The organism is Microbacterium fluvii (assembly GCF_025515205.1).
Lineage (GTDB): Bacteria > Actinomycetota > Actinomycetes > Actinomycetales > Microbacteriaceae > Microbacterium > Microbacterium fluvii.
This window is the reverse complement of the sequence record NZ_JAOPFX010000001.1, coordinates 1,185,155-1,198,350: the sequence shown is the minus strand read 5'-3', so window position 1 is coordinate 1,198,350 and position 13,196 is coordinate 1,185,155. Positions and strand designations below refer to the sequence as shown.

Here is a 13,196-nt window from a genome sequence, read left to right as displayed (position 1 = left end):
TTCCTTCACAGGTCGAGATCGGGCACGTCGACCCGCACTCTGAGTGTATTGCGGGGCACCGCCGGTCGCCCCTTGGGCGCCTTGCGCGCACGCACGGCATCGGCGACCACGGCGGCCCGCAGGCTCTCGGTCACGGCGCGCCCGCTCGCGTAGTCGAAGCGCACGAGTGCGCGCACGCCCTCGCCCTCCGCCATCGGCCCGAGCACGGCCTCGTCATCGAGCGACGGCACCTCTTCGCGCAGAACGGTCAGCGCGTGCTGCACCGCTGGGCGGCCGCCGGTCAGCGACGCGACGCGCACGGTGGGGGGCATCCGCAGTGGAGTGCGCTCGGCGAGCTCCGCCCGCGCATAGGCGGACTGCGTCCAGGTGGCCAGCGCCCTGGCGACAGGGCCCGCGACGCCGACCAGGTGCACGGGAGCGCCCGGCCGCGCCAGGGCGGCCGCATTCGACCACCAGCGCAGACACGACTCGCCCACGCGCAGATCCTCTGCCTGCAGCATCCGATCGCCGTCGAGAAGGATCACGGCGCGGTAGCCGCCCGCCGCGATGGGCTCCGCGCCACGGGTCGCGACCACGAGCGACGGGCGGGCATCGACGTGCGAGACGGGGTGCTCGCCGTCGGCGACGATCACACGCACGCCGGGGAACGCCCGGCCGAGCTCGTCGGCGGTGCGCTCGCTGCCCGACGAGGCCATGCGGAACCGCTCGGACTCGCAGTGCGGGCAGCGCCACCCTGCCGCGCTGCGGCCGCACCACGCGCACTCGGGCACCGCTCCCCTGCGCCGCGCGCGCAGCGGCCCGGCGCAGTGGGCGCACCGGGCGGGGCGACGGCAGTCGCCGCACACGAGCACGGGGGCGAAGCCGGGCCGAGAGACCTGCACCAGCACGGGCCCCTCGTGCAGCGCCTCGCGCGCGGCGGCGAAGGCGGCCGACGGCACACGGGCGCCGCGCGACTCGCCCTCGCGCGTCGCGCTCAGCACGATGCGGGGGCTCGTGCGACGAGCGGCGAGAATGCTGCGGACCCAGCCGATGCCGACCAGTCGCTCGACGTCGGTGGTGCGGGTGTGGCCGGCGAACACGAGCGCCGAGTGCTCGAGCTCCTGCCGCAGCAGTGCCGCGTCGCGCGCGTGCACCCCGGGACTCAGCGGCTCGGACAGCAGCGGATCCCCGTCATCCCACAGCGCCACGAGACCCGGCGCGTGCACGGGTGCATAGACGGCGGAGCGGTTGCCGACGACGATGCAGGGGGTGCCGTCGAGGATCCTCAGATACGCGGCGTAGCGCTCCGGCGCGCTCTGGCGCGCATCGACCCGTACGACGGCGCGGTCGGGAGCGTGCACCTCGAGCATCGCCTCGAGCTGAGCCTGGTCGCGGTGGTCGGGCACCACCAGCACGGCGCTGCGGCCGGCGGCGAGGGTCTGCACGGCGGCGGCCGACAGCAGCTCGGCCCACGCGCCGACGTCGAGCCCCGGCGCCGGCTGCACGGGGTGCGCCGGCGCGTCGACGGCGACCCGCTCGCCCGCCGAGACGGCCTCGGCGAGTCCGGGGAAGGCGGAGAGCACGCGCTGCGCCCACTGCGCCGCCTCGGCACCCACCTGCGCGATCTCGCGCGCACCGGCGGCCAGCCACGCCTTCTCTGCGCGCACCATGCGCCGCGGGATGGCGACGCGGAGGATGTCGGATGCCGACCCCGCTGCCCGATCGGCTGCGCGACGTGCCAGCGCATACAGTTCGGGGGTCAGCACCGGCACCGGTGAGACGACGGCGTCGAGCTCGGACAGCGGGCGGTCCGCCGTGTCGAGGTCGACGATCTCGACGAGGTAGCCGTCGATCATGCGCCCGGCGCTGCGCAGCGGAACCTTCACCCGCACACCGGGCGCGGCATCCGCCGCCAGCTCATCGGGGATCGCGTAGTCGAAGATACGGTCGAGCTGCGGCAGCGGCGAGTCGATGAGCACGCGCGCCACGCGCCGCATCGTCATGCGCGACCTCGGCGCGCGCTCACCTCAGAGTCCGGCGGCCGCGCGCAGGTCGTCGGCGCGGGAGGTCTGCTCCCACGTGAACTCCGGCAGCTCCCTGCCGAAGTGGCCGTAGGCCGCCGTCTGTGCGTAGATGGGGCGCAGCAGATCGAGGTCGCGGATGATCGCGGCGGGACGCAGGTCGAACACCTCGCGGATCGCCGCCGTGATCTGCTCATCGGAGACGTGCCCCGTACCGAACGTCTCGACGTACAGTCCCACGGGGTTGGCCTTGCCGATCGCGTAGGCCACCTGCACCTCGAGGCGGTCGGCGAGCCCCGCCGCGACCGCGTTCTTGGCGACCCAGCGCATGGCATACGCGGCGGAGCGGTCGACCTTCGACGGGTCCTTGCCGCTGAACGCGCCGCCGCCGTGGCGGGCCGCGCCGCCGTAAGTGTCGATGATGATCTTGCGGCCGGTGAGTCCCGCGTCGCCCTTGGGACCTCCGGTGACGAAGGGGCCTGCGGGGTTGATGACGTAGCGGACGTCCGACAGGTCGAGTCCCGTCTGCGCGAGCACGGGGTCGATGACCTCGGCCTGCACGGCGGCGCGCAGCGCCGGAATCGAGATGTCGGGATTGTGCTGGGTCGACAGCACGACGGTCTCGACGGTCGTCGGCACCGCGCCGTCGTAGCCGAGGGTCACCTGCGTCTTGCCGTCGGGGCGGAGGAACCCGAGGGCGCCGCTGCGGCGCGCGTCGCTCAGCCGCTCGGCCAGGCGGTGCGCGGTCCAGATCGCCATCGGCATGAGCTGCGGCGTCTCGGTCGTCGCGTAGCCGAACATGATGCCCTGGTCGCCCGCGCCCAGTGCCTCGATCGGGTCGACCGAGCCGCCCTCGCGGTGCTCGAGCGCGTTGTCGACGCCCGCCGCGATGTCGCCGGACTGCTCGCCGATCGACACCGTGACGCCGCACGAGTCGCCGTCGAAGCCGGTGTCGCTGGAGGTGTAGCCGATGCGGTTGACGACGCGGCGGACGATGCCGGGGATGTCTACGTAGCCGTCGGTGCGCACTTCGCCGGCGACGTGCACGAGGCCGGTCGTCACGAGCGTCTCGACGGCGACACGGCTGTCGGGGTCTTCTGCCAGCAGGGCGTCGAGGATCGAGTCCGAGATCTGGTCGCAGATCTTGTCTGGGTGCCCTTCGGTCACAGACTCCGAGGTGAACAGGCGAAGGGCGGTCATCGATGCTCCAGAAGGGGGTGGGGTGCGCTCACAGTATGCCCGCGACGGCCGACACGCGACGCGTCCGACATCGCAGGATGTGGAACGCCTCGGCGGGCCGGCCGTCGGGGAGGAGGACTTACTCTGCCGTGCGCAGGCGCAGCTTGTCCTCGTGGATCTCGTGCATCGCGATCGTCAGCGGCTTGTCTTCGACCGTCGAGTCGACCAGAGGGCCGACGTTGTCGAAGAGGTTGCCCTCGTGCAGGTCGGAGTAGTAGTCGTTGATCTGGCGCGCACGCTTGGATGCGTAGATCACGAGCTGATACTTCGAGTCCACCTTCTCGAGCAGGCTGTCGATGGGCGGGTCGATGATGCCCTGGTCGCGGTTGGCCATGAGGGACCTCCTGAGTGTCGGTGGGGGAAAGTCTGTCGCCCCGGCAGACGCCCGGGCATCGAACCATTCTACCGGACGCGCAGCTCGCGCCGTCGCGGGTCAGCGGGCGAGGGCTGCGACCTGCTCGGCGGCGGAGTCGACGGTGTCGTTGACGACGTGGTGGTCGAATTCGGGCTGAGCCGCCAGCTCGGTCTTGGCCGTGCGCAGGCGACGTGCCCGCTCCTCGTCGTCTTCGGTTCCACGGCCGACGAGCCGGTGCACCAACTCGTCCCAGCTGGGCGGCAGCAGGAAGACGAGGTTGGCCCTGGGCTCGGCCGCACGCACCTGCCGAGCGCCCTGCAGGTCGATCTCTAGCAGCACCGTGCGGCCGTCCTCCAGCGCCTGCTCGATCGGGCCTCGGGGCGTGCCATAGCGGAACCGGTTGTGCACCGTGGCGTGCTCGAGCAGCTCGCTGTCTTCGATCAGACGGTCGAACTCGGCGTCGTCGACGAAGTAGTAGTGCTCGCCGTCGACCTCGCCGGGGCGCGGCGGCCGGGTGGTGGCCGAGACCGACAGGTGGATCTCGGGATGCAGCTCCTTGATGCGCGCCGCTACCGTGCCCTTGCCCACGGCCGTGGGGCCGGCCAGCACGAGCAGGCTGCTGCGCGCGGGGCGCGGCCGGGGCTCTGGCCAACGGCGATCGAGGAACTGCTGCAGCGCGGTGCGCTGCCGAGTGCCGAGACCTCCGAGCCGCTTCACCGGAGAGATCGCCAGATCGGCCAGGATACGGTCGCGCTTGCCCTCGCCGATCGCGGGGATCGCGGTGAGGAACTCGGGCACGCGCATCGCGGCTGCGGGCGAATCGGGGTCGGCCCAGGCGCGCCGCAGCAGCTCCTGGGGCGAGATGACGCGCATGGCGACATCCTTCTTCAGCGCCGCGCGGGCGCGGCGTGCGGCCACGGCGCGCCGGGAGGCGGCGACGCGGTCGACTTCGGGGGGACGTTGAGCGTCAGGCACGGGTTCTCCTGTACTCGGCATTGCGGGTGGTGATGGCGTCGGCGATGCCCCCCGGCCCTGCCGACAGGATGCTGCGGCTCTCGCTCGCGACGACGTTGCGCGCGTGCGGGCCGAAGATGCGATGGAGGTCGCTCGGCAGGGCGCCCTGGGCGCCGAAACCAGGCGCCAGGATGGGTGCGCCCTCCAGCGCGGTGTCACCGAGGCCGATCGTGTCGCGGTCGACGGTGGCGCCCACGACGAGTCCGATCGAGCCGAGGCCGCCCGCGGCGACGGCGCTGCCGTTGGCCCACGCGACGCCGTGCGCGACCCAGTCGGCGACGGTCTGCCCCTCCTGCGCGTCGGCGACGAGCACTTCGGCCGACTGCAGGCCGAACCCTTCGGGGTTCGAGGTGGCGGCCAGGACGAACAGCCCCTTGTCGGCGCGCACCGCTGTCGCGATGGTGCCGCGGAGCGAGTCGGGGCCGAGGTACGGACTCACGGTGAGGGCGTCTGCTTCCAGCGGCGCGCCGGCGGTGAGCCAGGCGGCCGCGTAGCCGTCCATCGTGGTGCCGATGTCGCCGCGCTTGGCGTCGGCGATCACGAGGAGGCCCTCCGCACGGGCTGTGGCCATGACCTCTTCGAGCGCTGCGTAGCCGGCAGCGCCCCAGCGCTCGAAGAACGACACCTGGGGCTTGACGACGCCGACGCGGCCTGCGGCGGCCTCGACCACACGCAACCCGAACTCCCGGACGCCGGCTGCGGAGGCATCCATCCCCCACTCGGCGAGCAGACCCTCGTGCGGATCGATGCCGACGCACAGCGGACCGCGCTCGGCCAGGGCCGAGCGCAGCCGCGCGCCGAAGGCAGAGGTCATACCCGGGCCGCCCGCTCCGCGGCGTACTCCTGCAGGCTCTTCACGTCGAAGCCCGCCCGCAGCACCGGCAGCGCGCTGACGGCGGCGCCGAGGACTGCCATCGTCGTGAACAGCGCCTTGTCTGCGGCGACCGCCGCGGCGCGGATCTCGTAGCCGTCGGCACGCGCCATCCCCCCGGACGGGGTGTTGACGACCATGTCGATCTCACCCGCGTTGATGAGGTCGACGATGTTCGTCTCGCCCGTCTCGTGCGTCTCGGAGTACTTGTTCACCAGGCCCACCCGGATGCCGTTGCGCGCGAGGATCTCGGCGGTGCCCTCGGTGGCGACCAGGGTGTAGCCGAGCTCCTGCAGGCGGTGGGCGGGCAGGATCACGGCGCGCTTGTCGTCGTCGGCGACGGAGAGGAAGACGGTGCCCTCCAGCGGCATGCCGCCGTAGGCCGCGTCCTGGCTCTTGGCGAAGGCCGTCGGGAAGTCGCGGTCGATGCCCATGACCTCGCCCGTGGAGCGCATCTCGGGACCCAGCACCGAGTCGACCATGCGACCGTCCTTCGTGCGGAACCGCTTGAACGGCAGCACCGCCTCTTTGACGGCGACGGGGGCGTCGAGCGGCACGCGCGAGCCGTCCTGCGCGGGGAGCATCCCCTCGGCCTTGAGCTCGGCCACGGTGGCACCGGCCATGATGCGGGCGGCGGCCTTCGCGAGCGGGATGCCGAGCGCCTTGGAGACGAAGGGCACCGTGCGGCTCGCCCGCGGGTTCGCCTCGATGACGTAGAGCACGCCGGCGCTGATCGCGAACTGCACATTCAGCAGGCCCCGCACACCCACGCCCTCGGCGATGGCGCGCGTCGCGACGCGCACGCGGTCGATGTCGGAGCGGCCCAGCGACATCGGCGGCAGTGTGCACGACGAGTCGCCGGAGTGGATGCCGGCCTCTTCGAGGTGCTCCATGACGCCGCCGATGTAGAGCTCGTCGCCGTCGTAGAGCGCGTCGACGTCGATCTCCACGGCGTCATCGAGGAAGCGGTCGACCAGCAGCGGCATGCCGGGGCCGATGATGGCCTGATCGGCGACGCGCACGAAGTAGTCGCGCAGGCTCGCGGTGTCGTAGACGATCTCCATGCCGCGGCCGCCGAGCACGAAGCTGGGGCGCACGAGCACCGGGTAGCCGATCTCCTCGGCCACGGCGACCGCGCCGTCGACGTCGATCGCGGTGCCGTTGCGCGGTGCGACGAGCCCCGCGTCGTCGAGCAGGCGCGAGAACAGCTCGCGCTCCTCGGCGAGGTCGATCGCGGCGGGCTTGGTGCCGAGGATCGTGTAGCCGGCCTCTTCGATGCCCTTGGCAAGACCCAGCGGGGTCTGACCGCCCAGCTGGCAGATGACGCCGAGGATCTCGCCGGAGCGGGACTCCGCGTGCAGCACCTCGAGCACGTCTTCGAGCGTCAGCGGCTCGAAGTAGAGGCGGTCGCTCGTGTCGTAGTCGGTCGAGACGGTCTCGGGGTTGCAGTTGACCATGACGGTCTCGAAGCCGGCGTCGGCGAGGGCGAACGACGCGTGAACGCACGAGTAGTCGAACTCGACGCCCTGACCGATGCGGTTGGGCCCCGAGCCGATGATGACGACCTTGGTGCGCTCCGACGGGGTGACCTCGGTCTCGGCGTCGTAGCTGGAGTAGTGGTACGGCGTCAGCGCCGGGAACTCCCCCGCGCACGTGTCGACCGTCTTGTAGACGGGGCGGACGTCGAGGGCGTGGCGGATGCTGCGCACCTCGGCCTCGGAGACACCGCGCAGCTGAGCGAGCTGCGCGTCGCTGAAGCCGTGCTCCTTCGCGATGCGCAGGGTCGCGGCATCCAGCTCCCCCGCGGTGCGCACGAAGTCCGCCACCTCGTTGATGAGGGCGATCTGGTCGAGGAACCAGGGGTCGATCTTGGTGGCCTCGAAGGCCTCGTCGATCGTCGCGCCCAGACGCATCGCCTGCTGCAACACGACGATGCGACCGTCGGTCGGTGTCTTCGCGATCTCGAGCAGCTCGGCGACCGAGCGGGTCTCGTCGCCCCAGTGGAACGACGACCCGCGCTTCTCGAGCGAGCGCAGCGCCTTCTGCAGCGCCGTCGCGTAGTTGCGGCCGATCGCCATCGCCTCGCCCACCGACTTCATGGTGGTGGTGAGGGTCACATCGGCGGCCGGGAACTTCTCGAAGTTGAACCGCGGCACCTTGACCACGACGTAGTCGAGCGTCGGCTCGAAGCTCGCGGGGGTCGCCTGCGTGATGTCGTTGGGCACCTCGTCGAGGCGGTAGCCGATAGCGAGCTTGGCGGCGAGCTTGGCGATCGGGAAGCCGGTCGCCTTCGAGGCCAGCGCAGACGAGCGCGAGACGCGCGGGTTCATCTCGATGACGATGATGCGCCCGGTGGCCGGGTCGACGGCGAACTGGATGTTGCAGCCGCCGGTGTCGACGCCGACGGCGCGGATGATGTCGATGCCGATGTCGCGGAGCTTCTGGTACTCGCGGTCGGTGAGGGTGAGCGCGGGGGCGACCGTGATCGAGTCGCCGGTGTGCACACCGACGGGATCGACGTTCTCGATCGAGCAGACGACGACCGTGTTGTCGGCGGTGTCGCGCATGAGCTCGAGCTCGTACTCCTTCCACCCGAGGATCGACTCCTCCAGGAGCACCTCGTTCGTGGGCGAGTCGTGCAGGCCCGCGCCGCCGATGCGGCGCAGGTCGGTCTCGTCGTAGGCGAAGCCCGAGCCGAGACCGCCCATCGTGAACGACGGCCGCACGACGAGCGGGTAGCCGAGTTCGGCGGCGCCGGCGAGCAGGTCGTCCATCGAGTGGCAGATCACCGACTTGGCGACGTCGGCGCCGGCTTCGAGCACGAGCTCCTTGAAGATCTGGCGGTCTTCGCCCTTGCGGATCGCGTCGACCTTGGCGCCGATGAGCTCGACGCCGTACTTGTCGAGGATCCCCTGCTCGTTGAGGGCCATCGCGGCGTTCAGCGCCGTCTGGCCGCCCAGGGTCGGCAGGATCGCGTCGGGCTTCTCCTTGGCGATGATCGACTCGATGACCGCGGGGGTGATCGGCTCGACGTAGGTCGCGTCGGCGAAGTCGGGGTCGGTCATGATCGTCGCGGGGTTCGAGTTGACGAGGATGACGCGCACGCCCTCTTCTCGCAGCACACGGCAGGCCTGAGTGCCGGAGTAGTCGAACTCGCACGCCTGGCCGATGACGATCGGGCCGGAGCCGATCACCAGGACGCTGTTGATGTCGTCGCGCTTAGGCATTCTTCTCCTCGAGGGTCGCGACGACGAGGTCACGGAAGCGGTCGAACAGGTAGTTGGCGTCGTGCGGGCCAGCCGCCGCCTCCGGGTGGTACTGCACCGAGAAAGCGGGCAGGTCGAGGGCGCGCAGGCCCTCCACGACGTTGTCGTTGAGGCCCACGTGGCTGACCTCCACGCGGCCGTAGCCGTTCGGGCTGTCGACGACGCCCTCGATGGGCGCGTCGACGGCGAAGCCGTGGTTGTGGGCGGTGATCTCCACACGGCCGGTCGCCTTGTCGAGCACGGGCTGGTTGATGCCGCGGTGGCCGAAGGGCAGCTTGTAGGTGCCGAAGCCGAGGGCGCGGCCCAGCAGCTGGTTGCCGAAGCAGATGCCGAAGAACGGCAGGCGCTCATCGAGCACGTCGCGAAGGAGCGCGACGTGATCACCGGATGCGGCCGGGTCGCCCGGTCCGTTCGAGTAGAACACCGCGACGGGGTCGATCGCGCGAATGTCGTCGATCGTGACGTCCTGCGGCAGCACGTGCACGTCGAAGCCGCGGTCGGCGAGGTTGAGGATCGTGGCCTGCTTGACGCCCAGGTCGAGCACCGCGAGGTTGCCGATGCGCTCGCCGGTGGCCGGCGTCACCTCGACGACGGCCACCGAGACGGCAGCCGAGAGGTTCTGCCCGGCCATCTGCGGGGCCTCGCGCACGATGCGCAGCTGCTCCTCGGCATCCGCGCCGGCGGCGTCCCCCGAGAAGATCGCGCCGCGCATCGAGCCCGCCGAGCGGATGTGGCGCGTGATCGCGCGGGTGTCGATGCCGCTGATGCCCACGATGCCGTCGCGGGTGAGGGCGTCGTCGAGCGACTCGTCGGCGCGCCAGTTCGACACGACCCGTGAGGGGTCGCGCACGATGTAGCCGGCGACCCAGATGCGCCGGGACTCGGGGTCTTCGTCGTTCATGCCGGTGTTGCCGATGTGCGGCGCCGTCTGCAGCACGATCTGGCCGGCGTAGGAGGGGTCGGTGAGGGTCTCCTGGTAGCCGGTCATGCCGGTGGCGAAGACGACTTCGCCGATGGTCGTTCCGCGGGCGCCGTAGGCGCGCCCGAGGTGGCGGGTGCCGTCTTCGAGCACGAGCACGGCGGGGTCTGTCGTGAACAGGGTCATGCTTCCGTTCCTGTTGCCGTCTGAGGGATGATGCCGGCCACCGCGTCGGTCAGGGCGCGGGCCGAGGCGCCCTGGGGGCGCAGATAGGTGTCGACGACGTCGCCGGTGAGAGCGCGCCACGAGATGCGGGTCAGTCCGTCCTTCTCGACCACCCGGTCGATCGCGACGGTCGACTGGCCGACGCCGGTGATCGCGTCGCGGGCGATGACGTAGCGCGGCTGCCCGGTGAGATCGAGCGCCACGCCGGCGTCGGCGACCGTCACCGAGACCTTCGAGCGCATCGCGAGACCGGGGGCGGCGATGCGCTCCAGCGGCTGGTCGTGGTGGGTGGTCGCCACGTAGAAGCCGTCGAACGAGGCGACGACCGCGGCGCCCTGGGGCAGCTCGCCCGGTGCCACGAGCGGTGCTCCATCGCGGCGGCTGCGCCGCCACCACGCCCACGCGAGGACGGCGAGGAGCAGCACGGCCACGACGATCATGACGGTGAGGGCGCCCTCGCGGCTCATGCGGAGACCTCCGGGTTCTCAACGAGCGCGCCGTCGCGCACCGTCACGGTGCCGCGGTGGATCGTCCAGCGCACCTCGCCGGGGAGCTCCCTGCCCAGGTACGGCGAGTTGACGCTGCGGCCGTGCAGATCGTCGAGCGCGAACGCGCGCGACGGGCGGGGGTCGTAGAGCGTGATGGATGCCGGCTGCCCGGCCTCGATGGCCGTTCCGGCGCCGGCGAGCCGCCCGATGCGGGCCGGCGTGTGCGACATGACGCGCGCGACATCGTGCCACTGCAGCATCCCGGTGTCGACCATCGCCTGCTGCACGACGCGCAGTGCGCTCTCCAGGCCCACCATGCCGTTCGCCGCCGCCTGCCACTCGCACGCCTTCGCCTCGGCGGGGTGCGGCGCGTGATCGGTCGCGACGATGTCGATCGTGCCGTCGGCGAGCCCCTCACGGACCGCCTGCACGTCTTCTGCCGTTCGCAGCGGCGGGTTCACCTTGAAGCGCGCGTCGTAGCCGCGGGCCAGGTCGTCGGTGAGCAGCAGGTGGTGCGGGGTGACCTCGGCGGTCACATCGATGCCGCGCTTCTTGGCCCAGCGGATGATGTCGACCGAGCCCGCCGTCGAGAGGTGGCAGACGTGCAGGCGCGAGCCGACGTGCTCGGCCAGCAGCACGTCGCGGGCGATGATCGACTCCTCGGCGACGGCCGGCCAGCCGGCGAGGCCGAGCTCTGCCGACACGATGCCCTCGTTGAGCTGTGCGCCCTCGGTCAGCCGCGGATCCTGCGCGTGCTGGGCGACGACGCCGTCGAACGCCTTCACGTACTCCAGAGCGCGGCGCATGATGAGCGGGTCCCACACACAGAAGCCGTCGTCGCTGAACACGCGCACGCGGGCGCGCGAGGAGGCCATGGCGCCGAGCTCGGCCAAACGCTGGCCCTGCTGCCCCACGGTGACGGCGCCGATCGGCTGCACCGTGACGTAGCCGGCCGCCTCGCCGAGGGCGAGCTCCTGCTCCACGACGCCCGCGGTGTCGGCCACCGGCGAGGTGTTCGGCATCGCGAAGACGGTCGTGTAGCCGCCGGCGGCGGCGGCGCGGGAGCCGGTGAGGATCGTCTCGGAGGCCTCGTAGCCGGGCTCGCGCAGGTGGGTGTGCAGGTCGACCAGCCCCGGCAGGGCGATGAGTCCGTCGGAATCGACGACGGTCGCGCCGGAGCGAGACAGGCCTGTGCCCACCTCGGTGATGATGCCGCCTTCGATGAGGATGTCTGCAGCATCCGCCCCGGTGAGCCTCGCACCGGTGATCAGGAGGGTCTCGCTCATCGATCCGCCTCCTTCTCGTTCTCGCGCGTGGATGTTCCGTCGTGGGCGGGCTCGCCCGCCAGCAGCAGGTACAGCACAGCCATGCGCACCGAGACTCCGTTGGCGACCTGCTCGAGCACCGTCGAGCGTGCCGAATCGGCTGCCTCAGCGGAGATCTCCAGGCCGCGGTTCATCGGGCCGGGGTGCATGACCATCGTATCCGGCCCGAGAGCCGCCAGCCGCCGCGGGTCGAGTCCCCACCGGCGCGAATACTCCCGTTCAGTCGGGAAATACGCGGCATTCATGCGCTCCAGCTGGATCCTGAGCATCATCAGGGCGTCCGGCTCGTGCGCGATCGCGTCGTCGAGGTCGTAGCGCACCGTCACCGGCCACGCCGAGACGTCCTGCGGAACGAGGGTCGGCGGGGCGACGAGGGTGACCTCGGCGCCCAGCGTCGTCAGCAGCCACACGTTGGAGCGCGCGACCCGCGAGTGCAGCACGTCGCCGACGATCGTGACCTTCAGCCCCGCGAGGTCGCGCCCGCGGCTCGCGGCGCCGTGGCGGCGCTTGCGCATCGTGAAGGCGTCGAGGAGCGCCTGGGTGGGGTGCTCGTGCGTGCCGTCGCCAGCGTTGACGACGCCCGCCGTGATCCACCCGCTCGTGGCGAGGGTCCGAGGCGCGCCGGAGGCGCCGTGGCGGATGACGACGGCATCCGCCCCCATCGCCTGGAGGGTCTGCGCGGTGTCCTGCAGCGACTCCCCCTTGGAGACGCTGGAGCCCTTCGCCGAGAAGTTGATGACGTCGGCGCTCAGGCGCTTGGCCGCAGCCTCGAACGAGATGCGGGTGCGGGTGGAGTCTTCGAAGAAGAGGTTGACGACCGTCTTGCCGCGGAGGGTCGGCAGCTTCTTGACCTCGCGCTGCTGGGTGTCTGCCATGTCTTCGGCGACGTCGAGGATGCGGATCGCGGCGGCGCGATCGAGGGTGCGGGTGTCGAGCAGGTGCCTCATGATCCGATCGTCACCTCGTCGATGCCGTCGATCTCGGCGAGCTGTACGTTGACGCGCTCGTCGCGGGAGCTCGGCAGGTTCTTGCCGACGAAGTCGGGGCGGATGGGGAGCTCGCGATGCCCGCGGTCGACGAGGGTCGCCAGGCGCACGGCGGAAGGGCGCCCGATGTCCTGCAGCGCGTCGAGGGCGGCGCGGATGCTGCGGCCCGAGAAGAGCACGTCGTCCACCAGCACGACGACCTTGCCGTCGAGTCCACCCGCCGGGATCTGAGTCGGATGCGGGGCGCGGGTGGGATTGCGGTGCAGATCGTCGCGGTACATCGTGACATCGAGCGATCCGGTGGGCACGGCCTGCCCGGAGAACTCGGCGATGTGGGCGGCGATGCGGTCCGCCAGGGGAACGCCCCTGGTCGGGATGCCCAGCAGCACCAGGTCGTGCGGGCCCTTGTTGGACTCGAGGATCTCGTGCGAGATCCGAGTCAGGGCACGGGCGATGTCGGCTTCGTGCAGCACGGTGCGCGTGCTCATCCGCCGCTCCCTTCTCCGCC

The 13,196-nt window shown here is 71.3% G+C and carries 11 protein-coding genes; all 11 read right to left on the bottom strand.

Annotated features, from left to right (window positions below; all coding sequences use genetic code 11):
- Positions 1–5: 5 nt before the first annotated feature.
- Positions 6–1,976 (bottom strand): primosomal protein N' family DNA-binding protein, encoded by a 1,971-nt coding sequence (locus tag OAW74_RS05505; protein WP_262873925.1) that lies wholly within the window; start codon positions 1,974–1,976, stop codon positions 6–8.
- A 30-nt stretch (positions 1,977–2,006) separates the two neighbouring features.
- A complete protein-coding gene (metK, locus tag OAW74_RS05500) occupies positions 2,007–3,200 on the bottom strand; it encodes a methionine adenosyltransferase (protein WP_262873314.1) in 1,194 nt (397 codons plus the stop codon).
- Between the two features lie 118 nt (positions 3,201–3,318).
- A complete protein-coding gene (gene rpoZ, locus OAW74_RS05495; RefSeq protein WP_262873313.1) occupies positions 3,319–3,573 on the bottom strand; it encodes a DNA-directed RNA polymerase subunit omega in 255 nt (84 codons plus the stop codon).
- A 99-nt stretch (positions 3,574–3,672) separates the two neighbouring features.
- On the bottom strand, positions 3,673–4,590 hold the full coding sequence (gene gmk / locus OAW74_RS05490) for a guanylate kinase (RefSeq protein ID WP_378733429.1): 918 nt from the start codon (positions 4,588–4,590) through the stop codon (positions 3,673–3,675).
- A complete protein-coding gene (gene pyrF / locus OAW74_RS05485; RefSeq protein WP_262873311.1) occupies positions 4,562–5,422 on the bottom strand; it encodes an orotidine-5'-phosphate decarboxylase in 861 nt (286 codons plus the stop codon). The genes gmk and pyrF overlap by 29 nt, the downstream gene beginning before the upstream one ends.
- Positions 5,419–8,706 (bottom strand): carbamoyl-phosphate synthase large subunit, encoded by a 3,288-nt coding sequence (gene carB, locus OAW74_RS05480; RefSeq protein ID WP_262873310.1) that lies wholly within the window; start codon positions 8,704–8,706, stop codon positions 5,419–5,421. Before carB ends, pyrF begins: the two co-directional genes overlap by 4 nt.
- Positions 8,699–9,850, bottom strand: coding sequence for a glutamine-hydrolyzing carbamoyl-phosphate synthase small subunit (gene carA / locus OAW74_RS05475; protein ID WP_262873309.1), 1,152 nt, complete (start codon positions 9,848–9,850; stop codon positions 8,699–8,701). Before carA ends, carB begins: the two co-directional genes overlap by 8 nt.
- Positions 9,847–10,356, bottom strand: a complete 510-nt coding sequence (locus OAW74_RS05470) for a PH-like domain-containing protein (protein WP_262873308.1) — start codon at positions 10,354–10,356, stop codon at positions 9,847–9,849. Before OAW74_RS05470 ends, carA begins: the two co-directional genes overlap by 4 nt.
- On the bottom strand, positions 10,353–11,663 hold the full coding sequence (locus OAW74_RS05465; protein ID WP_262873307.1) for a dihydroorotase: 1,311 nt from the start codon (positions 11,661–11,663) through the stop codon (positions 10,353–10,355). The genes OAW74_RS05470 and OAW74_RS05465 overlap by 4 nt, the downstream gene beginning before the upstream one ends.
- Entirely contained in the window at positions 11,660–12,649 is a 990-nt protein-coding gene (locus OAW74_RS05460; RefSeq protein ID WP_262873306.1) for an aspartate carbamoyltransferase catalytic subunit, read from the bottom strand. Before OAW74_RS05460 ends, OAW74_RS05465 begins: the two co-directional genes overlap by 4 nt.
- Complete coding sequence (gene pyrR / locus OAW74_RS05455) at positions 12,646–13,176, bottom strand: bifunctional pyr operon transcriptional regulator/uracil phosphoribosyltransferase PyrR (protein ID WP_262873305.1); 531 nt, start codon at positions 13,174–13,176, stop codon at positions 12,646–12,648. The genes OAW74_RS05460 and pyrR overlap by 4 nt, the downstream gene beginning before the upstream one ends.
- Between the last annotated feature and the right edge of the window lie 20 nt (positions 13,177–13,196).

Coding starts and splice junctions, on each gene's coding strand:
- OAW74_RS05505 (WP_262873925.1), bottom strand. CDS start 1,976: ATGCGGCGCGTGGCGCGCGTGCTCATCGACTCGCCGCTGCCGCAGCTC.
- metK (WP_262873314.1), bottom strand. CDS start 3,200: ATGACCGCCCTTCGCCTGTTCACCTCGGAGTCTGTGACCGAAGGGCAC.
- rpoZ (WP_262873313.1), bottom strand. CDS start 3,573: ATGGCCAACCGCGACCAGGGCATCATCGACCCGCCCATCGACAGCCTG.
- gmk (WP_378733429.1), bottom strand. CDS start 4,590: ATGCCGAGTACAGGAGAACCCGTGCCTGACGCTCAACGTCCCCCCGAA.
- pyrF (WP_262873311.1), bottom strand. CDS start 5,422: ATGACCTCTGCCTTCGGCGCGCGGCTGCGCTCGGCCCTGGCCGAGCGC.
- carB (WP_262873310.1), bottom strand. CDS start 8,706: ATGCCTAAGCGCGACGACATCAACAGCGTCCTGGTGATCGGCTCCGGC.
- carA (WP_262873309.1), bottom strand. CDS start 9,850: ATGACCCTGTTCACGACAGACCCCGCCGTGCTCGTGCTCGAAGACGGC.
- OAW74_RS05470 (WP_262873308.1), bottom strand. CDS start 10,356: ATGAGCCGCGAGGGCGCCCTCACCGTCATGATCGTCGTGGCCGTGCTG.
- OAW74_RS05465 (WP_262873307.1), bottom strand. CDS start 11,663: ATGAGCGAGACCCTCCTGATCACCGGTGCGAGGCTCACCGGGGCGGAT.
- OAW74_RS05460 (WP_262873306.1), bottom strand. CDS start 12,649: ATGAGGCACCTGCTCGACACCCGCACCCTCGATCGCGCCGCCGCGATC.
- pyrR (WP_262873305.1), bottom strand. CDS start 13,176: ATGAGCACGCGCACCGTGCTGCACGAAGCCGACATCGCCCGTGCCCTG.